The following is a 24,383-nucleotide window of genomic DNA, read 5'->3' on the forward strand; positions in this document are numbered from 1 at the left end:
ACCATTTAGTAAATTAAAAAAAGATATTTTTGATGATACTAATATTTAAATCTCACCGCATCCACATCACATCCCCCTTACAATCCTCTCTAAATCAACAGATATAAGATATTGTATCGGTAAATAAGCTGAATTTGATATATGAAACGCCTGGAAAGGCGTTTTTTTTGTTTGCTAATCAAAAAAGTCTTCTCTATTGGATTGAGCGATAATTTTCTTTCAACTTGTTCGCTTTTTTTCTATGGTTCAATCTTTGCAACTTTCGAGTGGCAGTAGGCTAAGTTTTATCGTACACGTAGAAGGAAGAGAAAATGAGTTTTATGACTACCATCACTTCTACTATTTTTAAATTATTTTAATTCAAATCTAGTTTTAGAATTTGAGTACTCAGAAGGTTACACACTTTGATATTTAAATAATTCTCTTCTCTTTTATCTGATAATGTATATGTTACATTTTTTAATGATTGAAGAAGAAAAATATTGAAGAAGAAAAATTTATTAAAATAAAGAAGTATATGGCAAAATTTTTGTGCATATGAATCCTATAACTAAAAACAAATAATTATGGCTAAAAAAAATGGATGGTATTATGCTAAAGAAGACTTTACTGGTGCAGTGGGATGGGGAGCAACTGGATCTTATTTTGGACCTATGGGAACGGCTTTAGGTATTGTAATCGGTGGTGTTGGAAGTAGTGCGTGGGAATGGTATTGGAATCAACCAAGCATGATTAAATTACCTGATGAAAAATTTACACAAAAGTTTGATACTTTAAATGAACAAGTTGGCTTTGTGCATAATGAATTTATTGTTGAATTTGTTAATGATAATTTACAGGTATTTAAAAGTTCAACTGAATTCGTCCATACCTTGCATAAACCGTTACTCCAAAAACTATCAAAATCATTTGCAGTTGCTGAAAGTGAAGTTGAGAAAATTTTTGATGCAAAAAAATTGATTAACAATTTAGATCATTTCTCCAAATTATCTAATGAACAAGATATTGAAACTTTAATTGATGGACTTGTTTCTATTATACAAGAGAATTATCAAAGTGATAAAATTCCTAATTATTCTAAAATAATATTGACTGAGACAGCATACTCCAAAGATCTTGATGTTGAATCTTATTTTAATAAGAAAATTAATGAAGTTAAAGAAGATAAAAATTTTGATGATTTAGAAAAAGAAATTATTTATGATTCATTAAATATTTTTAAATACTCTCTTGCATTATGGAACCAAAATGTTAATTAAAATCGTAAAAATATGAATGCCCTTTTATTAAGATATACCCCACAATTTTTATTGATACTACTATTATTAGTTTTAGTATTTAGAAAAAAACAAAATAGGACATGGATTGTTATAGGCCTGTTTCTAAGCACCTTATCACTCCTATTAGATTTTTTATACTTTGAATAATTAGCAAAACAACTTTTTATTCTAAAAATACTCTCTTTTTTTTGCGTTACCTCAATATAAAATGAAATGTCTAGAAAAAAATCTTTTTTAGACATTTTTTTTTAAGGTCGTCATGATTTTTTGTTGGTAGATTATCTTGGTATAAAGTTGACAATAGTCATTTTAATTTGGCTACCACCTCCTTCTACTCTATCCCTTTTTAACTAGCATCGAAAGCTAGTATCTTACTGGGGTTTAATACTTACACACTTTAAGCGACAGTGCCGTATAAATAAACTCACGAATTGCACTCGAGGCTTTAGCCGAATTGAACGAAGTTAAATCCGCGACATCGGGTTGGATTTTAGTTTTCTTCCTCCTTTGTTTTTAGTGGTCGGTTGCATAGTGTCTTATCTTGATTAGTATCAAAATAGGAAATACTTATATTGCTAAACTTTTAATGACTTTAAGAGGTTGTATTTGGCAGTAATACTGCTTAATTACAACTGCTTAATTTTCTTAATTATAGCTTTAGCGTTTTCATTTTTAGGATCTAATTCTAAAGCCTTTGTATAATTCAATAAAGCCTTATCATAATCCTTGTTCAAATAATAAGCCTCTGCTAAACTAGCATACAAATTAGCATTAGTACTATCATCAGACAGGGCTAACTCAAATACCTCAATAGCCTTGTCTATCTGATTTAAATGGATTAATTCATATCCAAAATTATTCAGGTAAAAAGACCCTGATAAATAGTGCTCTTTGTCCTGTTGTAGTTCTTTATACTTTTGTTTCGCTGCATTGAAATCCTTTTTAAATTCTGCAGACAATAAAGAGACCAGGTTAATCTTTGGATATCGGATCAACTCTGTTTCAATTTGATTATACAACCCTCCCCAATCCTCTTGTGCAGCTTCAGCTGTATTATTCATAATGATAATCATTCCATAGCTTGAATCTGGACAAATCAGAATACCACTTTGAACACCATTGGAAGTCCCTGTTTTTCCGTGATAAGCACCTTCTTTCTTACCATAACCTACATCCCATAAATATCCCTTGTCATCCCCTTCTTTCTCATCTTTAAATAGTAAACGCGTTGACTCCTTAATTAAAGGATTCGTACTCTCCAATTGAAACTGCATAAATGTAATTAAATCAGGTAATGTACTAATCATACCATGTGAACCTCCTAATAACGGATTTTTAAGTAATGGAGCTACCATCCTTTTATCATCAAAACTGATTGCTAATTGATCTTTGTATTGATCATACTCATACAGATGAGTATCTTGTAAATCAAGTTCACTTAGAAAATCTTGTAAGATGTCTTTATACGGTTTATCATATACTTGTTCTAAAATATAAGCCATTAACTCTGGACCTACTGAATTAGATTCATAAACCGTTCCTGGTTTTTTATTTAGCTTAACTGTTTTTAATTCTTTTAATAGATCAGACATGGTATAATCAAAAGCTTTATTTTCATAAACGCCTTCTCTTACTCCTTGGTAAATCTTGTCTATTTTTTTAGGTGCTTTGTCTTTAAGCCCTAAAGTATGAGTCAACAAGTTCTCAATGGTAATAGGAGTTCCTTTAAATTGTAGATTCGGATAATCTCCGTTGAGATACGTTCTGATATCATCATGGAGTGTTATCTTTTTTTCCAGAACAGCTTTGGCAGCTATAGAACCTTCAATACTGATCAACTATTAAACATAGCTCTTCAAAGGATTTTATAGCTTCTTGTTTTTTCTGTTGTTTTGTGTTTCCTAACTGATCATACGATGTTTTATCGTTAATACAACTAACTCCCTTACAACTTATAGAGGCGTTTGCAAGTATAGGAATAGATAGTAAGGTCAGAGTTATAAAGAGTTTGTTCTTCATTTTTAAAAACGCATATTTTTTTAAAAAGTAATTAAAAATCAACACACTGCCAAATAATCTCTTAAGATTCCAGTACATCCTTTCTTTACAACTACTCTACTATGTTAAATCGTTAATCGTACTACCTTTCGTATGCAATCATGTTCTACTCCTAATGAGTCGACTAAACCTTTATTTGTTACAAATAGGTTTGAAAGAATTAGTACTGACCTAAGTAAACACAAACCCGATGGTAGGATCTTCTTTAAAATAAGAGTAGCTGCGAACTTTTTCCTTGATCATTTACTTTGAGTTCCCTACTAAACTTTATATACCTAATAAAAGCAAAATGGCAAGATAAAACTCATTTAAATTTTAATCTTGCCAATTCTACCTCATCTAATCGATTATATAATACTTCAACGACCAATTTAGTATCATAATATCCAATTTTCTAATGAGGAACAAAAATCATCAAAGGTAGGAGCTATAGTTATCAACCCCTCATCTAACTCATATTCATGATAAAACACTTTTATTATTCCTGTTGACAGCTCCATCCAAATTATATTTCCACATCCATCATCTGCAAAAGGGATATGTGATTGATTGAGCTCAAAAATATCCGAGTTTGTTTCTTTTCTGATTTCTTTTATTTCAATTATATTTTTTATTGTAAGAAAATATTCTACTTCTATTTTATCCCAAGTACCTTTGCGAATAGTATAAAACTTGTTTCTAAACATCATTGCTCCGCTTGGGAATTTAACCCCATCATAAATCTGATATAAATGCACAAAACTAGCTGTATTTGTAGAACACCCCTTTAAAATACCTATAATTTGTGTTCTTCCTAATTTTGACTCTGTACCTATAAATAGTAACTGTTCGTTTTTAAATAATTTCATTTTCGTATATAGTTCAAGTATAGCAAAATAATATGAGTATGATAGTACTTACAATATTTATATTCATTATCAGCTGATTACCTATATTAGATCACCCTAGCATGAAGAGCTACATCATCGCTTCGATTCGCTTTACACGTTCTTCGCTAAACATCCAAGAAGGGAACGTGCGCTTTCCATCGGGATGATGCAACAACGTGAACTGAGCCTCATCCCTGACTTTTTTGGATTTATCATCTAAATAACTGCTAATAACCGCTAGAGAAAAACAAGAGGTGTTTGCTAATCCCATGATTCCCAACCAACGCATCGTTGCATTTTTACTTGCCAATGCGCGCATAAAATACGCTTGTGTACGCAAGTCGGGTAAGTGACGATCACAAATAAACACCAAAGCCCAAATAAGTTCTTGTTCGACCTTTGGATTCGTTTCTTGATCCAAGGCTGTTAAGAAGTAATCAATAGTTTGCGGATGGGATAAATAATGCTTCCAATCTCTAGTTTTTGTTCGAGCTTCTGCATTTATTTTTTTTGCAGCAATTATTTTTTCTTCAGCTGTTCCGCCTTGAATTGCCTGTATATGTTGGTGTTGAACTGGTGTTACTGCTGGATAGGGAACTTGTCGATTAAATTGCGCTTGTTTATCCTCATCCAAGCTCAACACAAAACCAGCCAACAAAAGTTCCTCTGCTTCCTTTAAATCTATACTAAGCGTTAAACTATCGCAAGCCTTATGTTGTTCTTCCCCTCCAGTTATTTCGCGTAATAGTGAGGTCAATTGTAGCAGTACAGCCTTATTGGACGCTGAAGCACTAAACATACCGGCTTCACTATCAAAAGTAATGTCACGAGTCAACTGATGCTCTTTGGCTAATTTTCTTGCCAATCGCTCAACGGAATATCCGCCACCGTCTATTTCATCAAAATAATGAAAATTGGTGCAAATAATGGAGAAACTAGTGGAGTGTTCCACTAAAATACAAGGAAAAAACTCATTCATCTTCTTCTTATTTATGGCGTGATTTATAGTTAAAATACAGTCTTTGTTTCATGATACTTACTTCTTTTTGCTTTCTGCAGTTTAGTTCTATCCATTAAATTGCTAATAGGAATACTCTTTTCCCTATCTATTGTATCGATTCTATGAGAAAAGTATTCCTTTTACTAATCTAATGCATTTAATAACAAGCGACATTGTTGACCAAATTTAATCTCATTCCTTTGCATGATTCTCAAAAAAATGAGCTGTAAGTGTTTCTTTAGCTCCTCCTTCTTTTGGAGACTGACAATACGCACTAAATCAGCAAAACACGCCTCGTTATTTATCATCCTAAGAAAAAGAAGTTCTTGCCATTCTTCAGCCTGTTCTTGCCACGAGTCCATAGCATCTAAGAGAGTCTCAACATACTTCGGAAAACCCAAAGTACTTGCATATGATTCGATGGCATGTAGTATTCCATACATAACTTCTTCCTTTTCTGTTCGATCATCTAATACACTCAAAAACAATGGAATATTCTCTATTTTTTCTTGTACAAACAAGAAATGTAAAGCTTCTTCAAATAGTTCAACTTCCGCATCACTTGTCATTAATCTAGTTGTAAATAGCTGTAAGGCTAAGTCTTCTCTCGTTTTCATCCTTTTTGTATTTTGATTGCTTGGCTCTTGGCGTTTATTTTTATTTCAAAGTTAAGTTTTTATACGCAACTTCCTCTTACAATTCCGTTCGGAAATCCAGTAACTTGTTTTACGCAAAATACACCGTAAAATAACATAAAAAATAACGTTAGGACTAAATTGCCCTATTTTGGTACCCTCAATATACAGGAAGATTACTTTAAGGTTAACCTCAGCGTTTTAAACCTTTACTTATGCAGCTAAAAGACAATTATTTAGGCAATCCCAATACGGGGCAACCCATCCATTCCAAGGCAGTAGAAAAATTTACTACTCTTATTTCATGCCTTATTCTTCAAGATCAAGAACCCTACTAACAAAGTCCGCAAATAGTTCGCAACATCAAACAGCGCTCTACCCTCCATTTTTAAACTTTATTCTCTTTTTACACCAGAATACAAGGTATAACTCCTTTAAAGAACCGATGTGCCTTTATTCTTATTTGTCTGATCATAAGACTCATACGCTTTTAGTAAGCGCACTTGGTTGCGACTATTCACATCTAACTTTGTATATAAATTAGAAACGTGGTATTTAATTGTATGTACAGATAAAAACAATTTATCAGCCATCTCTTGATTTGAATCCCCTCTCCAAATCAATTTCAAAACCTCAACTTCTCGTTCCGTTAATTGATATTGAATTCGGATTTCTGTTATCAACTGCTCGTCTTTATCCTGTGAAAAATCTTCTTTACTACTGGTAAATGAATTAGATACTTTTGCTTTCTCGTATTCGAGTTCCTTGTTTAAACTCAAAAGTGACAAATAATGTCTAAGCTCTGCCTTATACGATTCATTCTCTTCTCTTAACGTTCTAATTTTAAAAATAAGCACAAAACTAATCGCCATAATCTCAATAGCACTAATAAATCGCAAAGTATGAATGGAAAAAACAGAAGAAAGTCCCCAACCATACAATCGAGCAAGACTATATCCAGCACCAACTATAACAAGTAAACCAAAATTAAAAAGTAAAAAACGAGCATAAACGTTAGTGCTAAACAGTTTAATGGCTTGATATAAACACAAGACAGGCAATGCAAACCAAATAATTTGAATACTAGTAGAATACACCGTATGCTTCGAAATCACACATAAAAAGAGCAATAAGGTTAATAGAACTGCTGTAATTCCAAAAGCTTTAAAAAATGAAGGCATCTGTTTTTTTAAATCCAAAAAATAATAGGTAAATAAAGAGGCAAGTAAACATGTAATCGAAATATTAATCAACGGGAAATAGGGCCATATATAAGTTTGATTAGAAAAATAATAGAATATACCATCTTCATACAAAAAGGTCAAAAAAATAGAGAGTTGAAGTGCAGCATAGGTAATAAAACGCGCATCCCTAAAAATCAAATAAAAGATAAAATTAAAGATAATCGACATCCAAGTTAACCCGTAATACATACTCAAATAAAGCACGGTAAGCGATGCATACTGACCAAACTGACCAAACTCTGATAGAAATAAATTAAGTTCATTTGGATTGTTTTTTTTAATATTAAGGTAGTACTCGTTCTCTAAAGGTACAAAGTAATAAATCGGATAACGACTTTTAATTTGTTGTCCATATGCATCTTTATTAGGTTCAAGCTTCAACCATCTCCCCTCTCGATATTGATAAAAATCGTAGTCTGTGAGATGAATGGATCGATTTTGAAAAAGGATTGGTTTATGCAACAAAGAATCTGGTATAATTCCTTTAATCCAGGTATTTCCAGCCACATCTTTAGCATACGCCAATTCCTCTTTGAAAGTCAATTTTTTATATTCCAATGGAGGCTTTATCTCTTGAGCAAAAATCCCGACTGTAAACAAAGAAAATAATAGAACAAACAGCCTAGTATACTTTTTTTTCTTGTCTACTAATAATGTAAAAATTGCGATGATCATACAATAAAATACCATGGATACAATTTGCCTTATTTCTTGCTACTTCAAACATACTAAAAAACTTAACTTCAAAACAATCGCAAAATGCCATTTTTAAGTGATAAGCAGGAAAAATGGCAATAAACTAGCCAAAAAGTATAGGATAATTGGTCGTTTTTCTTGTCTTACTTAATCCTTTAGATGAAAAAAATAAGCGTATTGGACAAAACTAGCTAAAATGGTTAGCCTATAAATGGGTGTCATCTTATAGTTTTACATCACAACTTATGCAGGGCTTTTTTCTGTATAAGGCACTAACTTTAAATTGAAAAAACTATGAATGCAACCCCCTTTTTTAGCAGAAAGTGCTTTAGCCTTTTACTCGCTTTATTTTTAATAAACAGCTTAGGATCATGTAGTCATGATGACGGAACTGCGTCTTCACCAGATATCGATATTGATTCTCCTATACTATTGGCGGAAGAGGCCTATATTTATGGAATCCCTTTGGTAACTATGGATATAACCAAACGCCAAGCAACCAATACACTTGCGCCAATTGTGGGACAAATGGAAGCTCCTTTAAATCAATTCTCTCATCTTCCAATATTCCCTGGATCTGACTTCACATCAGTAGTCCGTCCTAATGCGGATACTTTTTATTCTAATGCTTGGTTAGATCTATCTCAAGGACCTGTCAAATTAAGTTTACCAACCAACAATGATCGGTATCATCTACTCCCTATGTTGGATGCTTATACCAATGTTATTGCCTCACCTGGTACGCGAACCATAGGGAATAAAGGGGGAGATTTCCTAATCACAGGACCATCTTGGACAGGGACTATCCCTGGTGGTATGACGCAGATTAAATCACCGACAAATACGGTATGGATTATTGGTCGTACAGAAGTAAAAAGCGAAGAAGATGGTCGTGACTTTGTCTATCCTCTAATTAAACAATATACTTTAACACCTCCTGAAGGATATCAATTACCTCCTTTAGAGACAAACTTGTCTAAAGAAGATCCAAATACAATTGTAGAAAATATGCCAATTGAAGAGTTCTTTAACTATATGAACCGCATCTTAAAAGAAAATCCACCTCTTGCCCAAGATGCTTCATTTATTAAACGTATCAATAAAATTGGAATTGGAGAAGATTTAACATTTAAGCTTGAAAACTTCACTTCATCAGAACAAGAGGTGATAAAAAATATTCCTACTGCTATAACTCTAAAATTAGACTCCAGACAGAATGAGCTACCAATTAGAAATGGTTGGGCAATCTTGGAAAATACGGGTGATTATGGAACGGATTACTTTCATAGAGCTTACGTTACCCGCTTTGGGTTGGGTGCTAACCTACCAGAAGACGCAATTTATCCAACGGGATTCTTAGATTCGGAAAACAAAGCCTTGATTGGAACTAATAAATACGTGATTCGATTTGAAAAAGACAAATTACCTCCAGCTCATGCTTTTTGGTCTTTAACCTTATATAATAGTAGTGGCTTCTTTTTCCCTAATGATGAAGACCGATTTACCCTTGGAGACCGAAGTGATCTTATTTTTAATCCTGATGGTTCCTTAGAAATTTACATTCAAAATGAAAATCCAGGACCCGATAAGGAGAAAAACTGGCTACCAGCACCAAATGAAAATTTTAGCCTAACTCTACGTGTTTACTATCCTAAAAAAGAAATGCTCGATGGGTCGTGGAAAATACCGTCTTTTACTCGAGTTCCTTAACTTGTATCTCTTGTCGTCAATACAAGCTTTAAATATTTAATAAAGTTGGAAACTGTCTTGTTTTTAAGACAGTTTCCTTTTGCTCTTTTATGAAAATAGTTGAAAGGTTATGCAGATTTAAACCATAACCTTGAGTTGTGTCTATAGCGTAGATAGGGACACAAATTATACTCGAGGCTTTAACCAAATCGAATTAAATTCGCCCATCGGGAATCAAAGAAACCAACGCGCTTTCTCTACAATTACATGTCTCAATAAAGCATTAGAATATAAAAGCCTGCCAATTGATTAATTTTGCAAGCCTTTTTGTTCTTTTAGATCCTTTTTTGTTGATGATTTTAAAAAAACAACTTTCTCATTTAACTAAACATAGCCTATTGGTTTTCCTTTGGGAATTCTTCTTTTGTTAGTTACAAATTCTATACAATCAAAAGAAGATGGAACATTTGTATCCTAAATTTCATCCTCTCCTTTTCGTGCTTTACTCAAGGCTAGACTCCTGATAATCTATCTCTTGGCTATTATTTAGAAGATTGAATAAGACTATACACGCATTCGTATTAAAATTGATGGTATTAGAATTGTTGCGCTCGATAAAAAGTACGTCTTAGATTCGATTGTCTTTATTTGAGAAGACGACAGTATTTATCCCTTGTTTTTCAACTAATTGGGGGTCAAGCCAGCTGTTAAGGTAGTCTCGTAATCCTATTCGATTTCCTCAATCTCATCCATTTTTGCCTTTTTTCTGACACTATGAGGTACACATCATTAGGTTACAACATCAATTCCCTTTGCTTTTAAAGCTTTCAATATAGACTCTTCCGCTGAAAACAACGTCATTTTCTTTAAGTTGGGAAATTGATCTACATCTGAAAATGACTCAATCGAAAACCTATCATCTTCACCATCCCAAAAAGGACAAATGGTCATATAAATCTCATTTCCACCGTCTTGGTAGAGTTCAGTAACTAAATTCGCCCATTTTTTATCAAGGGGTAACGCTTTAAAATAAGCAACAAGTTCTGGAATTGGTTCGTACCCTTCTTCCTCCACATCTATACTCCTCTTCTCATATAAATCAGCGAATTCATAGACCTCTACTTTGGGTTTTAACACCTCTTGTACATACATTAATTCCTCTATAACGGCTAGTTTAAAATTGAAATTTGAAAAGACAAGACTCTCTTTTACTTTATTTTTAATCGCGTATTTATTCTTCTTTTTCTTTGGTGTAACATAGTTATAATTTTGCCCAAATTGATAGCTATAGATAGGGGTTTCACCTTCCCCTAGATAACGTAAAGCTCTTAACTCCCAAGGTCCTATTTTCCCATCAAAACCTTCAGTTCCTTTAACAGATACACCATTGAAGTAGATATCGCCTTCGTACAGTCCATGCGATCGATACTTTACTTCTTCTTGAGGATGCTGTAAAAAATAAAGATCAATAACATGGTCTATGACACCATAATTTGTATAAATACCTAAATCGTCCCAAGCGATACGCCATTGATTATCTTCCCAATATTCTCGAGTGGGTTCTCCTAAAATAGTTTTTAAATAATGTACAGATGTTGGAAAAGTCAGCGCGTGTCCATCCAACCAAATCCCTTGTTCATTTAATTCTATTTTCATATTTTTTATTTTCTCTAGTAAAATGACTATTTTCACATGGAAAGCTAACACTTATATGTTCAAAAAGTCACCTATATTATCTAACTCTTTCTAAAACTTCAGCAGGATATACTACACGGTGGCTTACCTTTCGCTTCTCTAAAACGTTGTAAACTTCCCAAAAGAAAGGGGCTTCTTTTAACCTCTTTTTACCTAACAAACTTACACACTTTAAGAAACTACACCTAATTTTCCCTAAATCTAAAGTCACTATTTTACATTTAAATAGAACTACTTTCCTTTTTATCTTTATTTTTACGAAAAATACGAAAAAAATTGAATACTCCAGAATTTGAACTTTCAAATGATCAATCTACCTAGTTAGGACTTGAATCAGTTGAATCTCATTGGGAATGTGTTTCGTTGTTTAACAACTAGTATTACTTTGAGGGTGACACGATACACAAAGAAATCAGCGCGAGCGAACAAGGGTATATGTAGCCAACCTCGCTATAAAACGAGAGATAGTTAAAGTTTTTGCCTTAGATGGAGTTAGAACCTATAACGAAAATTTACAACTAACGCTGAATGAACTCCTAACACGCAACGTACTAAATTAAATCACTATGAAGAAAAATATGGAAAATATTGACCAATGGTTACAGCTAAATGCAGCAAAAATACACGACTTTTCCCTACAGCATCCAGCAACATTAGAGGAAGTAGAGCAGTTGGAAAGGACTGTTGGCAAAACACTACCTCAAGACTTTAAAGACCTCTACTTTTGGCATAATGGACTTAACGAGGACGAAAACTGTGGGAGTCTATTTTATGGGATGGATTTCTATCCTATCGATCAAGTGATCGCTTCCTATTTGGATAAGAAAGAAAACTACACCACGCAGATTATTCCTTTGGAGCACGCAGACTTGGGAATTGATCCAAGTCATTGCTATAACCCCCATTGGGTTGAATTTGCCTTTGATGGTTCACATACACACTTATACTTGGATCTCTCTCCTGCGAAAGAAGGTCAATATGGTCAAATCATCTTTGTAGATGATGAATACGAAAGAGGGATTCTCGTTGCTTCCTCCACCGCTTCTTTGATTGCTGATTTTGATCGAGATTTACAGCAAGGGCTCTATTTCTTAGATGAAGATGCCTTAGAAGATGACAACCACTATTTGGAAACCCATGCTTCTATTGACCTAGTCAATTGGTACCACAGTGAAAAATGGAAGCGCTAAAATAAAAGCGTACCACAAGATCTAAAAAAGTTCTTCAAAGTCCTTCTTTTTCAGATCGTCTTTCACTTTTTAAATGGATCATTGGACTGACCCCAGGCCAACGGTTAGACAAATCACAGCAAAGAGAAAAGAAGCGACTCAAGTAGTAGTTGCTATTGCTCTTTTAGATCATTTAATACTAACCTCTCAGCGTTATTGCTCTTTTGCAGATGAAGGCGTCTTATGACGCTTTTTTTTGTTTTCTAGTTGATTCTAACTATTTTACCTCTTATCTTTGCACGATTATGCAGCAATAATAAAATAACATAGAGAAGTATAGCTCTCTTTTAAAAGGAGGCTTAGTAGATTTACCTCGTACCTCAACTTTAGGGTGCCGTTATTTTATTATACCTAATCATGAAATCAAACAACGTAAATAGTATTGTACTATTCATTACAATCACAATCATATTAGATAGTGCCGGATTTGGTATTATCTTTCCTGTATTACCCGAATTATTAGAAAAAGTACTAAATGCCGATTTAAGTACAGCTGCTAAGTATGGTGGAATACTCACCCTTGCCTATGCTTTGATGCAATTTATATTTGCCCCTATACTGGGTATTCTGAGTGACTATTACGGTCGTAGAAATGTCTTACTGCTCTCTTTACTCGGATTTTCGATAGATTGCTTGATAATGGCTATAGCTACTGAATATTGGATCTTATTTAGTAGCCGGTTAATAGCCGGTATTACAGGTGCTACATTCGCTGTAGCTTCAGCTGCAATTACGGATATCACAACTAGTGCCAACAGAACCAAATACTTTGGTTATTTAAACGCTGCCTTTAATATTGGCTTTATTATAGGCCCCTTAGTAGGAGGTTTATTGGGAGCGTACCACCTAACTTACCCTTTTTACTTTGCAGGAATAGTAGGCTTGTTCAACGTTACTTATGGATACTTTTACTTTCCCGAAACAAATACCTTCCGCATTAATAAGCAACTTAGCTTTGCTAGCCTATCTCCTTTACAAACCTTGAAAAGGAGCAAACAATTTAAAGGACTTACAATCTTATTTGTCGCCTTCTTTTTATTATCAACGGCTTCACACAGTATGGAGAGTACTTGGTCATTTTTTACCATAATGCAATTTGATTGGAGCAAACAACAGGTTGGATTTTCGCTAACCATAATAGGTATTATCGGTTTTGTAGTACAAGCCTATTTACTACAGTACCTTTCAAAAAAACTAGCTGATCAGAAGCTGATTTACATGGGATTAATTTTAAGTTTTACAGGCTTACTCGTATTGGGATTTTGTACAACAGAACAACAACTGTGGATCGGAATTACACTGTATTTAGTAGGAAGTATTCATCAGACAGGATTTCAATCTATGTTGTCTAAATCACTAGATCAACAATATCAAGGAGAACTACAAGGAATATTAGGAAGCTTAAACGGATTAACAACGATAATAGGCCCTCCTATTTTCACCTATTGTTTTTATTTGTTCACACAAGACAATGCTCCCCTATACTTACCAGGTATTGCCTTCATACTATCAGCACTATTGATTAGTGTTAGTTTTTATTTAATCCTACATTACTGTAAAAAATAACTTTATAATGACACATCCTTCTTTCTAAATTTGTAAGCGGGATGTGTAAAACATCGATAAACATACTTTTCAAACTCCAAGTAGCCGTACTTATTCCTTGACCAAGTACAAACTACAGCCACTAGTCATTTTTGTATATCCTCCCTCTACCATCATCTACTATACTGTAAATGAACGCATAAGCATTGTGAAAATAATAAATAACACCAAACGGATTAGCTGCCAAGGTAAAGAAGGAGATTTATAATTCTCTATTTCATACTTGCTAGGATATAGGCCAACAAGTGTTTTAATTTTATGCCAATCCCAAACTAATAATAGAATTCCAGCGCATAACATCAGCAAAGTGATCACCCAGGTAAGCTTAAAATTCATACTTACTGTAATAATGAAAATATTAAACATAATTCCACAAAAAAATACAGCCCCTAAAGTAGCAAATCTTTGAGTAAACAGTAAAAATGCAGTAAAGACTTGGCAAAACCCAAGAAAATTCCAATATAAAGTGGCTTAATATAATCCTTCAAAAAAATAGCTTACCGGATCATCCATATTTATAGGGGTAAAACGGCGATTCAACAACTTGGTTAATCCGGAAGGGATAAAAGCAAATCCAACTAAAAAGCGAATACCAATAATAATTACTTCTGCAATTTTACTCTCCCTTAATTTTCTGTATACACTCAACTTTCTACTCTTTTTTGGCGTTATCTTTATTTTCCTTAGTCGAACAAAACTTTATTTGTTACATATACGCTTGAAAGAATTAGTACCAACACGGATAAAAACAAAAATAAATTTTCATATTCAGATAACTACTTTTTGTTTTTAGTCATGATTATTTATGGTTAAACGCAGCATCTATTGCTCCTCATGTAAGTAAAGACTCACAATGAAGTTTTATCAACAAACCCTTTAAGGTCCTTTTCTTCCTAATTCAATCTAAATATTAATTTCATTTTAGTTTCACCTCCAACAATTCCATCCATTTTGCTCGATCGTTAACCACAAAACGACATTCTTGGTCTGCTAACTTCACCTTTAAACCATTGTCAATCAAACCCATTGTTTTACAAGGTTGTATGGTTTTCACATCGGCAAAGGCAATGCGTACCGTTTTTTTTGTAAAATTAAACTTATGAGAATGAAAGAGCAAGTAGTCTTGGGTTATCCCAAGTTTTCCACCAATGGCCTGTCCTTTTAAAAACAAGTTGGCAACGCCATAAGCTTCTAAGACTTCCCCTTCTTCTAAGGGTAAATCTAATTGAAGTAAAATTCCCTTGGTCATCTTCTTAATAAAGAAGTAAAACACCAAGGAGAAAAATACACCAAAAAGCACGCCTTTCACCAAATAGTAATACCACGCAGCTAAACTATGATTAAATACCCAATCCAGTAGTACCCCAAAAAGAATATACGTTACAATAACTAAGCTTACAATTTTGATTGCGTCTTTTTTGCTTACTCCTAAAGCATCTGCTCCAATTTTCATGTTTTTTCGTTTAATGGTATTTTTTAAAGATACAAATAAAATACCGCTAATTTCTATAAAAATGCAACATATATAAAGGTAAAAATGGAAGTTATTTTACGCGTTAAAAGACGATTTTATTCTTGGACGTTAAATACCAAACACTTGCAGAACAATAGAGCCACAAAAAAAGTCAAGCAGCAAACTACTTGACTCTTTGTTATTATTCAACAACGGAAACACCTTAGTCTAAAAACGCGTCCAATCTGAATTGACTTGATAATCCAAGATTGGATCTACATCATTTTGAGTTTTAAACTGTCCGTGAAAAGCAGCTAAATCCGCTTCTACCTGTTGACGGGTAATCTCGACCAATTGAGGATTAAAATCGTCCATTCCCAACACAAATTGGAAGCCAATAACGCGAGAAAGCATCTTACCGATAAGCAACATATTGCGTTGTTTTACTTTACTATCCACCGTAAAATCGAAGTATGTACGAAATAAATCCACACTTACATTCGTGCGTTCATACCCTTGTAAAAAGTGATATAGATTCGTTTGCTTCGCTTTTCTCATCTGCTTTACAATTCCTTCTGCAATTTGCGTATACAGCATCTCATTAGATCCCTCAAAAATTTGGAAAGGTCTACAATCAACTAAAGAACGCCCCGCAATATGATCCAAACGATATCCATTTGCACCTGCTAATTGCAAGCTAATTTGAGCCGATTCTTGCATTAAATCCGTCACAACTGCTTTGAGTACATTAGCTTCAATACTCATCGAAGCCAAGTCATGCTCAATACCACTAGTCGCTACGCTGAAAATACACATACCCGAACACAGCGTATAAGCCGCTTGAATCTTGGCGATTTGATTTTTCACTGAATCAATACTCAATAGCGGAACTCCTCCTACTTGTCTTTCTTGGCAATGCGCCAATGATTCATCCAACAGCCGTTGAATAAAACCCAACCCCATTCCTGGAAATTGCAATCTACTACGGTGTAGTGTATCGAGCATTAATTTAATTCCCGTGCTTTCCGTTACTAATTTTTGCTCTGAAGGAACGGCAATATCAATTTCATTAATACCATAGGGAATGGCATACAACCCTAGGTTATTGTAGCGGTGAGTCATGGGAATATGTTGTTCCACTCTATTGTTTTCAGAAACAAAAAAGTCAATATCGCGAGCTAATTCACCATTGGGTTTACTCTCTCTTGCGGTTACTAACCAAAAGTCAGCCGCACCACTCAATCCTTGCCAGTGCTTTTGTCCTTTAATGTGAAACACATCCTCCTTTCGCTCAAAGGCCGTTTTCATATTCAAAGCATCACTACCATGGGCTTTTTCCGTAATCATCAAACCTCCCATTGCCTTGTTTTCCATAAACTGATGAAACACGCGTTGCTGTACTGCCGGTTGACCGTACTTCGCTAAAGGCTCCAAAAAAAGCGCAATATTAATCCCAAACATCAACGACAACGGCAACGACTCATACGATGCAGCAGCCAGTATTTGCAAGCATTCTTTGACTTGTACTCCTCGCCCACCATAGCGAGTCGGAATAGCCACTGCTAAAGGTTTTTCCTCCATGATTTCCTCCATTAATTCAGCTGGAAAATCACGGGTTAACCCCATATCATTATAATTGTATTTTTCGCGAAACAAATACTTCAATCGCTTCTTGAATTCTGCGATATAGGTACTAAAATCAATGTGTTCTACTACTGCATCCATAACTATCTCCTTTTTTCAATTAAAAAATATACAGCCATCTAACTGTTTCTCCTCCTATGTGCTGAAAATCGAATAACGATTGAACCAGTCATAAGGACAAAAACGATCAAACACCATACGGAACAAATTTAAGAAGCTGATAGCGAAACAAATATGATAGTTCAGTTTAAAACTAGGACAAATCGTGCATCAGTAAGAGGCTACTGAAACTATATCTTCCTGTAGGCTGAGGGTGTAATACCCACGTGTTTTTTAAAAAGGCGAGCAAAATAAGACGGATCGACAAAATCGAGCTCATAAGCTATAGTTGCAATACTCTTATTGGTTTCTAGCAGTAAAAGTTGGCTGTGAATAATGGCGATTTCCAAGATTAGTTGCTTGGATGATTTTTGAAACACAGCAGAAACACAGCGATTCAAGTAATTGATCGACACTTTGAGTTGATCGGCATAAAAATCGACGGTCTTGTGCTTGCTAAAATGCAAGTGAACGAGTTGTTTAAACGCCATGGCTATCTCTTGCTTGCGTTCGATAGCTGTCGTTGAATCCGACAGCTTAATCACCTTTAAGGCAATGGTTTTAAACAAGCTTTCATACAACTCTTTATAGGGTTGATCACTGTGAATTTCACTGTACAGCAAATCGAGTAAACTACTTAGTGCCGCGCTGTTTTGCGCATTGAGATTGAGCAAAGGAGAAATGGTAAAAATATTCAAAATCTGCGTTTCCCGGAACATAGAGGTCATCGCCTGTTCTTTTATGAGTACACAATAGCCTTCTGCTGATTTATCCACAGACTCAATGGCTGAAATATAACCATAATTGCACAGCAATACCGCAGGAGCTTCTACCGTAAACACAGTAGAATCAATTCGCTGCGTAAAATACCCTTTCGTCAGGTGAATCAGTAAATTGTACCCAAAGAAAATAGGCGGAATTGGAATTTTGAGGTAAGGCGCTATATCCTTGAGGGAAAAAATTTTAATTGGCGTACGAATATAGACTAAATGATTCCTCCCCATGTCCATGAACTTGGATACAAACTCATCTGCATTAATTTGATTGTCTATCATGCCTAATAGTATTTGGTCAAAGTTCAACAATAGAATTGAATTGGCAATAGAAAATAAACGTTTTTACTCTTATTTTCTTCCTCAACAGCAAAGTTGCCCCTTGATCATTCCACGCAAATCCCCGCATTGGTTGGGTAATCTATTTTATAAAACAATCTGCTAACCTATGAGTTTCTCACGTATGCATGAGGTACTCCCTATACCTCTGCTCTATTCACTTAAGCGCGCAACAGTAATAGCAAATAAAGAAGACTTCTCTTCTTCTTTTTTTCTTATCTTCGTTATTTATACTTAATCTAATTAAAATACTATGTTTATAAACCACCTCCAACGAATTCATATTCAACGATTCCTATATTTCTTTTTTGTTCTGCTATCGCCTGTCGTGCTTCATGCGCAAGTGGAAGGAACTAAAGAGCATGCCTATTTTACCATAGACAACACTCCTCTTCATCTCATTCGAACTGATGAGGTAGATTTGGCGGTCCGCTATAAGAAAGGACAAGGTATTCCTCTTGTTTTTATTCACGGATCCTGGGATGACCATAACTCTTGGCTTCCTGTAGCAGAAGAATTGAGTAAAGCAGTACCCAATCCCATCCTTTTATATGATAGACGAGGACACAGTGCCTCTACGCCAGACACCAAGCAAGGTACACTATCCATGGATGTACAAGATGCTTTAACCCTCCTAGAGCAGTTGGGATTTAAAAAGGCACACTTCATTGGGCATTCCTATGGTGCGAACATCACAATCGAACTAGCGACAAATCACGCGGATCAAGTAGAAAGCATTGTGCTTTATGAACCTCCCATTTTTGGATTGCTAAAGGGAAAACCCGAATACAAAGACATCCTAACTAACATACAAGAGGAAATGCAAAAAAGCAAAGCCCTACTAGAACAAGGAGAAGTAGAAAAGGGTACTTTTAATTTTATAGAAAAAGTAGCCTTCGGCACTGGTAGTTGGTACTCTATTTTTGATGAAAGAGCCCGAAATACAATGACGGCAAGTTACCGCACTTGGCTTGATCAAGCCCGTGACCCGGAACGCCTCAATATAAAACCGCAAAGTCTCAACCAATTTAAGAGTTCCATTACACTTATTACAGGGTCTGATTCGATCTTGGTCTACCCCGCAGTCGCCAAAGAACTTCAACTAAAGGTAAAGCCCCTAGCCCTGTTTACCATCCAAGGCGCAGGACATGGAGGTCTGATTTCTCATCCGCAACAAACAGCAGCGATCCTGTTGAATCACCTCAAAGAACACGCCTCAAAACAGTAGGCTAAAATCGTGTATCATCCCTTAAACTTACTTATTGCGTTTTTTCTATCCCCTAAATACTTGTCTACCCCTATTTTTCTAGATATCTTTACGTTCGTACAACGAAATAATTCACTCTTGATATAGGCAAATAGAAAAAACTCAAAAATTAAATGAATGAAAAAAGCAATTATTTTATCTGCCGCCTTACTAACCTATAGCTTGTCAAGCTACGCACAAAGCGAGACAAACACAATCGAAAATCAGTTTAACACCCTCCTTAGTCAGTCCAATAACTGGCAGAATTACAAGGTAGTAGAGAAAAATAAATTACTACATATCCAACAAAATGTAAAAGATTCTATTTCGCGTTTACAAACGACGATTGGTCAAAATAACCGCGTACTTGTTGAACAGAAAACGACTATTGACTCCCTATCCAATCAATTACAAGGAGTACAAAAGGATTTAACACAGGCCGTAGAGCAAGAAAACAATCTTGATTTTATTGGAATCAGTACACATAAAAGTACGTTTAAGGTCATTGTTTGGTCTATTATTCTGGTTTTACTCTTGATTTTAGGTCTTTTGTTTACCCAATACAAAAAAAGCTTCACCACGACAAAAGAAGCACGTAAAAAGCAAGTAGAGGCCGAAACTGAACTCGAAGAATACAAAAGAGCAGCTTTGGAGCGTGAACAAAAAATTAGACGTCAACTTCAAGATGAAATCAATAAGAATAAGCGAAGCTAACGCATAAAAAGAAAAGCTTATAGGAGCGTTTATTTACTTGTACGAGTCATTAGAAGTCAATTTGCCGTTGACTTCTAATGATTTTTTCCCTTTTAATTACCTTGATTAACAAACCGTTACCATAAGCCCAAGCATGGCTAGCCCATGCTGTTTCTTAGACTTGCTTCTCGTTTTGTCCAGGGCGTTTTCTAGGTCTATTGTTTCGTTTATTTCGCTTCTTAGGCTGCTTTACCTTTACCTCGTCTTGAGGTGTGGATAACGGAAGAGCATCGGACAGGACTGGAATTTTAATGCCAATGACTTTTTCTATCTTTTTTAACTCTTTAATCTCATCTGTTGCACAAAAAGAAACTGCGACACCTGAAGCCCCCGCTCGTCCAGTACGTCCAATTCGGTGTACATAACTTTCGGGTATATTCGGCAATTCGTAGTTTACTACATGAGGTAATTCCTCTATATCAATACCTCGAGCAGCAATATCTGTGGCAATCAAAACGCGTATTTTATTCGCTTTAAAATCGCTAAGTGCACGTTGTCTAGCGTTTTGTGATTTATTGCCATGGATAGCGGCAGCCGAAATCCCCCTGCTTACCAACTTTTTCGCCAATCGATCTGCCCCGTATTTCGTTCGGGTAAACACCAAGGAACGCTGGATTGACGTATCCTTCAATAGCGTGTAAAGCAAATCTAACTTGTCGTCTTTCTCCGCAAAATAAACACCTTGTTCAATCGTGCCCGCGGTAGAAGAAACAGGGGAAACATGTACCTCTTTTGGATTCTTGACGAGTTGCATCGCTAGTTTTTTAATTTCTGGAGGCATGGTTGCCGAGAAAAAAAGCGTTTGTCTTTTAGTGGGAATCTTGGTGAATATTTTATTCACATCTTTGACAAATCCCATATCCAACATACGGTCCGCCTCATCTAACACTACAATCTCTATATGTTGAAGGGAAATCAACTGTTGGTTCAACAAATCCAACAAACGTCCTGGAGTTGCAATCACAACATCCACACCGCGTTTAAGTTGTCCTACTTGTTTGTGTTGAGAAACCCCTCCAAAAATGGCCAAGTGTTTTATTTTTAACTGCGCCCCATAGGCTTTAAAATTCTCATCTATCTGAATAGCGAGCTCTCTAGTAGGGGTTAATATAAGCGAACGAACTCCTCTTTTAGGGGTTGATTGCTGTTGCAGTAGCTGTAAGATAGGAATGGAAAAAGAAGCAGTTTTTCCCGTTCCCGTTTGTGCACACCCGATAATATCATGTCCTTGTAAAATAAAAGGAATACTCTGTGCCTGTATTGCTGTAGGTTGATCATATCCAATTTCCTCAATGGCTTGTAGGATGGGTTGGATAATATTTAATTGTTTAAACGTCATAGTTAATGGGCCGAAAGCCCTGTATTTCCAATACTCCTTTGTATCAGGTTGAAATAACTTGGAGTAATTTATTTATTTCACCTTTTTTTCGTCCTACAAATAACGGGGTTCTCCTGCTAACTTTAGCCAATGAAACCTTTTATTTTACTCCCAATATTTATTTTACTGCAACTAGCTATGCAACTATAGTATTACTTGATCCATTTTTTAGACAGATAGCCACTCAAAATAAAACAAGGTAGAATATATTGAATACCTAAAAAGCTAAAAAACAAGGCGTTAATTACTTCAATAAAGGATTTAGCTAAATTTACGCTAGAAATACCAAGTGCGACAATGTTGTCAACAAATATCCAGATGAAAAACAGAAATAGCACTAAAATATGTGCAAAGGTATAATGGATAATCCCTAATAACCAAGGTTCTTTCACTCTATTGAAAAGATAAAAACCAGAAACAAAAGTACTGAGAAACGCTATCAAATACATGAGATTCGATAACCTCTGTGGCAGTGATACTTCAAGTATAAAATACATGAGCACAACGATTAGCAGCCAAATAACTATAGTAGAATAAGAAGCATAGGTAAGAGATTGTTTGTTATTCATCTTTTTAAAATTGCGTTTTTTAATTCCTAAATACTTGGTACGATCACCCATCGATCCCATTTCTTCTATTATCTTACTTGTGATTTTTCAGCTTGTTTAGCGTATCTTCAATCATCTCCATCCGTTTTTTTACTTTGTCTGCCGAAGCATCTAAGGTGTATCCTTCTTCCATTAACTCCTTAATCAAGAGCATTTTTTTTATATTCTCGTAATTATATCTCCTGTTTTTTCCTTCTTCTTCCGTTAAACTTATAATGATACCTTTTTCTTCCCAATAGCGAATCTGACGTGTAGGAATCCCCGTAATTTGGGCCACTTCCCCTATTCCAACCACCAACTTATCAAGAAAATCAAAGTCAAAAGACAAATCAGTAGGATCCTTACTTTCTTTCATTTTGTAATTTATTTACAATTAATGTTGCAAATATAAAATATAAGTCCTTCATTTGCAATTGTAGATTATTTACAATTAACGTCAATTACAAACATCTAATGTATGATACGAACATTTATTATACTAGTATTCCTAGTAACAACACTAAAAACAGCGTGTATGTCAGCACAAACCCCTCCTTTACAACACGAAAAAAAGGAACTCATTAAGCTAGTAGAACAAACCTTTGCACAAGGGGCTTTAAACCAATTAAATGTGAAACAAATGGAACAAGGGTTTCATCCAGCGTTTAATATTCTGATTCCCAAAGAGAATGAAGTCTTTAAACTCCCTTTAGCGCAATGGATCGAAATAGTTGAAGCGTATAAAAATTCACCAGAAAAGAGGAGCTCGGGTATTCGAAATCTAGACTATACTATAGAAGTATTGGATCTAACGGATCGTACAGCTGTTGTTAAAGCAGAATTTTTCAGAGACAAGAATCTACTTATCACGGACTATTTATCCTACATCAAGTTCGACGATTCTTGGATGGCCGTATCGAAAATCTCGAAAGAATATAGTATTAACCCTTTACACCTTGATTTATAATGAGAAAAGCATTTTTATTACTCTTAAATTTATTGTTTATGTCTACAGTTCTAGCCCAGACAGCTTCAAAGTCTGCTTTACTTTTAATTGAAACACAAAACGAATGGATGCATCCCGAAGGGAAGTTGAACAAAGCATTGATTCGAGATCCGCAAATGATGCAAAACGCTATAGCCAACATAGAACAGGTACTTCAGTATGCCCGAGAAAATAAAATAGAGGTGATTCACGTTGGCTTGCGCTTCAACAAAGGATACCCGGAGATGGGTAAAGCTGAGGCAGGACTTCGCCACGCTATTCCAAATGCAGGAACCTTTCAAGAAGGTGAATTTGGCACAGCCTTTTTTGAAACAGTAAAACCTTTAGAACACGAGTTTATAGTAACAGGTCGCACGGGAGCAAGTGGATTTACAGGTTCTAATTTAGATGCCTATTTGAGAAACAATAAAATCGACAACCTCTACCTTGTGGGATATGCCACACATGTTTGCATCGAAAGTACTTTTCGGGATGCACACGAAAAAGGATATAACACTTTTGTTCTCTCCGATGCAACCGCTGCTTTTAATCAAACACAACAACAGTACTTTTTAAATGAAATTGTTCATCATTTTGGTCAACAACTAAGTAGCGCTGAATTTAAGCGTTTAAGCTTTTAATTTCCCACCTATCACCTCAAAGTTAGTAAGAGGGTGTCCCCAAAGGTCACCCTCTTACTTTTTATATAAACCCCGATGTCTCGGATTTGCAATCCGTGACTTTATTTATACACACGAGCTTTAAGTCCGCACGATTAGATCTAACTTCTTTCAATTTGACTAAAGCTTTGAGTTTAAAAAATTTAGCGCACGGATTGCACTCGAGGCAGTAGCCGAATTGAACCAAGTTAAATCCGCGCGATCGGGGTTTAGGGGATGCGACCTCTCCTACGTCGAGGTGACATGACGAACGTGAGTGACAAGCGTGATTGACGGATGCGACCGCTCCTACGTCGAGGTGACATGACGAACGTGATTGACGAACGTGATTGACGAGCGTGATTGACGGATGCGACCGCTCCTACGACTAGGTGACATGACGAACGTGATTGACGGATGCGACCTCTCCTACGTCGAGGTGACATGACGAACGTGAGTGACGGGTG

General features: G+C 35.4%; 23 protein-coding genes. 10 read left to right on the top strand and 13 right to left on the bottom strand.

Features of this window, described 5'->3' with window-relative positions:
* Positions 1-566: 566 nt before the first annotated feature.
* Positions 567-1,259, top strand: coding sequence for a hypothetical protein (locus tag ACPDG9_RS10085; protein WP_430527633.1), 693 nt, complete (start codon positions 567-569; stop codon positions 1,257-1,259).
* Between the two features lie 647 nt (positions 1,260-1,906).
* Here ACPDG9_RS10085 and ACPDG9_RS10090 read toward each other — a convergent pair.
* From ACPDG9_RS10090 to ACPDG9_RS10105, 4 genes are all read right to left on the bottom strand, one after another.
* Complete coding sequence (locus tag ACPDG9_RS10090; RefSeq protein ID WP_430527634.1) at positions 1,907-3,118, bottom strand: serine hydrolase; 1,212 nt, start codon at positions 3,116-3,118, stop codon at positions 1,907-1,909.
* A gap of 597 nt (positions 3,119-3,715) precedes the next feature.
* Complete coding sequence (locus ACPDG9_RS10095) at positions 3,716-4,186, bottom strand: SMI1/KNR4 family protein (RefSeq protein ID WP_430527635.1); 471 nt, start codon at positions 4,184-4,186, stop codon at positions 3,716-3,718.
* A 109-nt stretch (positions 4,187-4,295) separates the two neighbouring features.
* Positions 4,296-5,186 carry an Imm51 family immunity protein gene (locus tag ACPDG9_RS10100; RefSeq protein WP_430527636.1) on the bottom strand — a complete coding sequence of 297 codons (891 nt, stop codon included), beginning with the start codon at positions 5,184-5,186 and terminating at the stop codon, positions 4,296-4,298.
* Positions 5,187-5,350: 164 nt separating this feature from the next.
* On the bottom strand, positions 5,351-5,824 hold the full coding sequence (locus ACPDG9_RS10105; RefSeq protein WP_430527637.1) for an Imm30 family immunity protein: 474 nt from the start codon (positions 5,822-5,824) through the stop codon (positions 5,351-5,353).
* 233 nt (positions 5,825-6,057) lie between these two features.
* Between ACPDG9_RS10105 and ACPDG9_RS10110 the strand changes: the two genes are divergently transcribed.
* Complete coding sequence (locus ACPDG9_RS10110; protein WP_430527638.1) at positions 6,058-6,180, top strand: hypothetical protein; 123 nt, start codon at positions 6,058-6,060, stop codon at positions 6,178-6,180.
* Between the two features lie 96 nt (positions 6,181-6,276).
* Here ACPDG9_RS10110 and ACPDG9_RS10115 read toward each other — a convergent pair whose 3' ends face one another.
* A complete protein-coding gene (locus tag ACPDG9_RS10115; RefSeq protein ID WP_430527639.1) occupies positions 6,277-7,629 on the bottom strand; it encodes a LuxR C-terminal-related transcriptional regulator in 1,353 nt (450 codons plus the stop codon).
* 447 nt (positions 7,630-8,076) lie between these two features.
* On the opposite strand from ACPDG9_RS10115, the gene ACPDG9_RS10120 reads away from it, so the two are divergent.
* Positions 8,077-9,492, top strand: coding sequence for a DUF1254 domain-containing protein (locus ACPDG9_RS10120; RefSeq protein ID WP_430527640.1), 1,416 nt, complete (start codon positions 8,077-8,079; stop codon positions 9,490-9,492).
* A gap of 768 nt (positions 9,493-10,260) precedes the next feature.
* Here the strand turns inward: ACPDG9_RS10120 and ACPDG9_RS10125 are convergent.
* Entirely contained in the window at positions 10,261-11,127 is an 867-nt protein-coding gene (locus ACPDG9_RS10125) for a DUF6892 domain-containing protein (protein WP_430527641.1), read from the bottom strand.
* Positions 11,128-11,732: 605 nt separating this feature from the next.
* Between ACPDG9_RS10125 and ACPDG9_RS10130 the strand changes: the two genes are divergently transcribed.
* The 3 genes from ACPDG9_RS10130 (at position 11,733) to ACPDG9_RS10140 (ending at position 13,961) form a co-directional block, all read left to right on the top strand.
* Positions 11,733-12,356 (top strand): SMI1/KNR4 family protein, encoded by a 624-nt coding sequence (locus tag ACPDG9_RS10130; RefSeq protein WP_430527642.1) that lies wholly within the window; start codon positions 11,733-11,735, stop codon positions 12,354-12,356.
* Between the two features lie 73 nt (positions 12,357-12,429).
* A complete protein-coding gene (locus tag ACPDG9_RS10135; RefSeq protein ID WP_430527643.1) occupies positions 12,430-12,582 on the top strand; it encodes a JAB domain-containing protein in 153 nt (50 codons plus the stop codon).
* 170 nt (positions 12,583-12,752) lie between these two features.
* Positions 12,753-13,961 carry a TCR/Tet family MFS transporter gene (locus ACPDG9_RS10140; protein ID WP_430527644.1) on the top strand — a complete coding sequence of 403 codons (1,209 nt, stop codon included), beginning with the start codon at positions 12,753-12,755 and terminating at the stop codon, positions 13,959-13,961.
* 510 nt (positions 13,962-14,471) lie between these two features.
* On the opposite strand, the gene ACPDG9_RS10145 is transcribed toward ACPDG9_RS10140, so the two are convergent.
* The 4 genes from ACPDG9_RS10145 to ACPDG9_RS10160 all read right to left on the bottom strand — a co-directional run bounded on the left by ACPDG9_RS10145 (position 14,472) and on the right by ACPDG9_RS10160 (position 18,251).
* Complete coding sequence (locus ACPDG9_RS10145; RefSeq protein ID WP_430527645.1) at positions 14,472-14,648, bottom strand: hypothetical protein; 177 nt, start codon at positions 14,646-14,648, stop codon at positions 14,472-14,474.
* 268 nt (positions 14,649-14,916) lie between these two features.
* Positions 14,917-15,453 carry a hypothetical protein gene (locus ACPDG9_RS10150; RefSeq protein ID WP_430527646.1) on the bottom strand — a complete coding sequence of 179 codons (537 nt, stop codon included), beginning with the start codon at positions 15,451-15,453 and terminating at the stop codon, positions 14,917-14,919.
* A gap of 228 nt (positions 15,454-15,681) precedes the next feature.
* Complete coding sequence (locus ACPDG9_RS10155) at positions 15,682-17,178, bottom strand: acyl-CoA dehydrogenase family protein (RefSeq protein WP_430527647.1); 1,497 nt, start codon at positions 17,176-17,178, stop codon at positions 15,682-15,684.
* A gap of 209 nt (positions 17,179-17,387) precedes the next feature.
* Positions 17,388-18,251: a helix-turn-helix domain-containing protein gene (locus ACPDG9_RS10160; protein WP_430527648.1), complete on the bottom strand. Its 864-nt coding sequence runs from the start codon at positions 18,249-18,251 to the stop codon at positions 17,388-17,390.
* A 310-nt stretch (positions 18,252-18,561) separates the two neighbouring features.
* Between ACPDG9_RS10160 and ACPDG9_RS10165 the strand changes: the two genes are divergently transcribed.
* Together ACPDG9_RS10165 and ACPDG9_RS10170 are read left to right on the top strand one after the other, a co-directional pair.
* On the top strand, positions 18,562-19,536 hold the full coding sequence (locus ACPDG9_RS10165; RefSeq protein ID WP_430527649.1) for an alpha/beta fold hydrolase: 975 nt from the start codon (positions 18,562-18,564) through the stop codon (positions 19,534-19,536).
* 156 nt (positions 19,537-19,692) lie between these two features.
* On the top strand, positions 19,693-20,268 hold the full coding sequence (locus ACPDG9_RS10170; RefSeq protein WP_430527650.1) for a hypothetical protein: 576 nt from the start codon (positions 19,693-19,695) through the stop codon (positions 20,266-20,268).
* 154 nt (positions 20,269-20,422) lie between these two features.
* Here ACPDG9_RS10170 and ACPDG9_RS10175 read toward each other — a convergent pair whose 3' ends face one another.
* From ACPDG9_RS10175 to ACPDG9_RS10185, 3 genes are all read right to left on the bottom strand, one after another.
* The gene (locus tag ACPDG9_RS10175) at positions 20,423-21,646 is read right to left on the bottom strand and encodes a DEAD/DEAH box helicase (protein ID WP_430527651.1); all 1,224 of its coding nucleotides are present in this window, start codon (positions 21,644-21,646) and stop codon (positions 20,423-20,425) included.
* A gap of 191 nt (positions 21,647-21,837) precedes the next feature.
* A complete protein-coding gene (locus ACPDG9_RS10180; protein ID WP_430527652.1) occupies positions 21,838-22,254 on the bottom strand; it encodes a hypothetical protein in 417 nt (138 codons plus the stop codon).
* Between the two features lie 73 nt (positions 22,255-22,327).
* A complete protein-coding gene (locus ACPDG9_RS10185; protein WP_430527653.1) occupies positions 22,328-22,648 on the bottom strand; it encodes a MerR family transcriptional regulator in 321 nt (106 codons plus the stop codon).
* Between the two features lie 159 nt (positions 22,649-22,807).
* Between ACPDG9_RS10185 and ACPDG9_RS10190 the strand changes: the two genes are divergently transcribed.
* Positions 22,808-23,239, top strand: coding sequence for a nuclear transport factor 2 family protein (locus tag ACPDG9_RS10190; protein WP_430527654.1), 432 nt, complete (start codon positions 22,808-22,810; stop codon positions 23,237-23,239).
* A 38-nt stretch (positions 23,240-23,277) separates the two neighbouring features.
* On the top strand, positions 23,278-23,898 hold the full coding sequence (locus ACPDG9_RS10195) for a cysteine hydrolase (protein WP_430527655.1): 621 nt from the start codon (positions 23,278-23,280) through the stop codon (positions 23,896-23,898).
* Positions 23,899-24,383 lie beyond the last annotated feature (485 nt).

Origin of the sequence: Myroides sp. C6-3, assembly GCF_050522425.1 — a bacterium.
In the GTDB taxonomy this organism is placed as follows: Bacteria; Bacteroidota; Bacteroidia; order Flavobacteriales; family Flavobacteriaceae; genus Flavobacterium.

Bases quoted from the DNA above. Each gene is read 5' to 3' on its own strand.
- ACPDG9_RS10085 (WP_430527633.1), top strand. From the start codon at position 567: ATGGCTAAAAAAAATGGATGGTATTATGCTAAAGAAGACTTTACTGGT.
- ACPDG9_RS10095 (WP_430527635.1), bottom strand. From the start codon at position 4,186: ATGAAATTATTTAAAAACGAACAGTTACTATTTATAGGTACAGAGTCA.
- ACPDG9_RS10100 (WP_430527636.1), bottom strand. From the start codon at position 5,186: ATGAATGAGTTTTTTCCTTGTATTTTAGTGGAACACTCCACTAGTTTC.
- ACPDG9_RS10105 (WP_430527637.1), bottom strand. From the start codon at position 5,824: ATGAAAACGAGAGAAGACTTAGCCTTACAGCTATTTACAACTAGATTA.
- ACPDG9_RS10110 (WP_430527638.1), top strand. From the start codon at position 6,058: ATGCAGCTAAAAGACAATTATTTAGGCAATCCCAATACGGGGCAACCC.
- ACPDG9_RS10120 (WP_430527640.1), top strand. From the start codon at position 8,077: ATGAATGCAACCCCCTTTTTTAGCAGAAAGTGCTTTAGCCTTTTACTC.
- ACPDG9_RS10125 (WP_430527641.1), bottom strand. From the start codon at position 11,127: ATGAAAATAGAATTAAATGAACAAGGGATTTGGTTGGATGGACACGCG.
- ACPDG9_RS10130 (WP_430527642.1), top strand. From the start codon at position 11,733: ATGAAGAAAAATATGGAAAATATTGACCAATGGTTACAGCTAAATGCA.
- ACPDG9_RS10135 (WP_430527643.1), top strand. From the start codon at position 12,430: ATGGATCATTGGACTGACCCCAGGCCAACGGTTAGACAAATCACAGCA.
- ACPDG9_RS10140 (WP_430527644.1), top strand. From the start codon at position 12,753: ATGAAATCAAACAACGTAAATAGTATTGTACTATTCATTACAATCACA.
- ACPDG9_RS10150 (WP_430527646.1), bottom strand. From the start codon at position 15,453: ATGAAAATTGGAGCAGATGCTTTAGGAGTAAGCAAAAAAGACGCAATC.
- ACPDG9_RS10155 (WP_430527647.1), bottom strand. From the start codon at position 17,178: ATGGATGCAGTAGTAGAACACATTGATTTTAGTACCTATATCGCAGAA.
- ACPDG9_RS10160 (WP_430527648.1), bottom strand. From the start codon at position 18,251: ATGATAGACAATCAAATTAATGCAGATGAGTTTGTATCCAAGTTCATG.
- ACPDG9_RS10165 (WP_430527649.1), top strand. From the start codon at position 18,562: ATGTTTATAAACCACCTCCAACGAATTCATATTCAACGATTCCTATAT.
- ACPDG9_RS10170 (WP_430527650.1), top strand. From the start codon at position 19,693: ATGAAAAAAGCAATTATTTTATCTGCCGCCTTACTAACCTATAGCTTG.
- ACPDG9_RS10175 (WP_430527651.1), bottom strand. From the start codon at position 21,646: ATGACGTTTAAACAATTAAATATTATCCAACCCATCCTACAAGCCATT.
- ACPDG9_RS10180 (WP_430527652.1), bottom strand. From the start codon at position 22,254: ATGAATAACAAACAATCTCTTACCTATGCTTCTTATTCTACTATAGTT.
- ACPDG9_RS10185 (WP_430527653.1), bottom strand. From the start codon at position 22,648: ATGAAAGAAAGTAAGGATCCTACTGATTTGTCTTTTGACTTTGATTTT.
- ACPDG9_RS10190 (WP_430527654.1), top strand. From the start codon at position 22,808: ATGTCAGCACAAACCCCTCCTTTACAACACGAAAAAAAGGAACTCATT.
- ACPDG9_RS10195 (WP_430527655.1), top strand. From the start codon at position 23,278: ATGTCTACAGTTCTAGCCCAGACAGCTTCAAAGTCTGCTTTACTTTTA.